The 1,240-nt window shown below is 32.3% G+C and carries 2 protein-coding genes and 1 pseudogene; all 3 read right to left on the reverse strand.

Annotation, left to right across the window (positions count from 1 at the left end):
* Positions 1 to 74: pseudogene (locus GMD3S_RS10975) on the reverse strand (acylglycerol kinase family protein); the annotation flags it as partial.
* Between the two features lie 172 nt (positions 75 to 246).
* A complete protein-coding gene (locus tag GMD3S_RS0209450; RefSeq protein WP_000841612.1) occupies positions 247 to 606 on the reverse strand; it encodes a hypothetical protein in 360 nt (119 codons plus the stop codon).
* Positions 607 to 635: 29 nt separating this feature from the next.
* On the reverse strand, positions 636 to 1,240 hold a 605-nt coding region (locus GMD3S_RS0209455; protein WP_029709244.1), incomplete at its 5' end, for a hypothetical protein.

Consider the following 1,240-nt stretch of genomic DNA (forward strand, 5'->3'; position numbering starts at 1 on the left):
TCCAGCTTGACCTTATAATCCAAAGCCTTTTCCCCACCAGAGGTAGGGTTTATAATTAACATTGCTTTTTTCATTGATAATACTCCTTAATTTTTAAATAGAAATGTTAGTGTAACTACATCAGTCATTACATATAATGCTATTATATAATGAAACCTCAAAAAATAGAAATCAGACGTACCGGAGATTGAGAGAATCAGTTCTAAAAAAGGTTGGATATGTTGAAAATGATAAATACCTTCTAGTTTATTCTTTTACCAATCGATTAAAATCAACCAAATATAAAATCCCAGCAATAAGAGCAAAAATTGCTGAAAAAAATGAAAGGAAGGGGATAAAACCTGTGATAGATGCAACTAAAAGAAACAAAAAGCTTTTCTTACGACCATTTGATTCTTTTCTATAAATGAAAATTGCAAGTATGGAACAAACAAGAAATATAAAACTAATTAAATTTACTGAAAAAGCCCATGCTGGTTTATCAACAAAACGAAGAGCCCCATTGATAAATCTTATCTCCCATCTATAGAAAAATGCAAATGCAATAATGGGAGAGCACGTTAAAGCAAAAATTCCATTAAAAAAAAATAAACTGTTTGATTTCATATTCAATCCTTTCCTGTACTTATTCATCGCTAATTAATAGATTCACTTTTTAAAAATTCTTTAGACTTCTGGACGATATAGAGCTGTTCATCTTCTTGAGCGAGTTTTCTAAACAATTCATTCGCCCTAGTCATATCTCCTTTTAATTTAGAGTTCAAGGCTTGATAGTAAATGATTTCCAATTGTTGATATTTAAACTCGTTTTCTAATTCTTCAAAGTAATCATTGGATTGATGAGCAATTGTTAAATCGTAAAGTGCAATACTCACGCTTTTTGTTTTCTCGGCTAGAGAGGAATCTGATATGGACATTTTGTTTAGCATAAGATCAAGCTCATCTCTGGTTAGGTTAGGATTTGCAAGAACTGTCGAGCGAATGAGGTAACTCTCTAAGGAATCCCTGTATTTTGGCTTCAGTTTTTGATCAGTCGTTGCTTCAGAAGCCTCCTTAATGGCAGCATCGAAATCACCAATCATATAGGAATACCCAACAGATGTTAGTGTCACATCCATTTTTATAATAGCTCTTTTTGCATCTTTCTTCAATTCAATGTATTGCTTCCAAGATGGTAAATCTAAGTCCATATACAGTAACTTAGTACCACTCCTTACATACCCTCTTCTGATTAGTGCAA

It is taken from the genome of Streptococcus sp. GMD3S, from assembly GCF_000298695.2.
GTDB lineage: Bacteria > Bacillota > Bacilli > Lactobacillales > Streptococcaceae > Streptococcus.

Coding starts and splice junctions, on each gene's coding strand:
- GMD3S_RS0209450 (WP_000841612.1), bottom strand. CDS start 606: ATGAAATCAAACAGTTTATTTTTTTTTAATGGAATTTTTGCTTTAACG.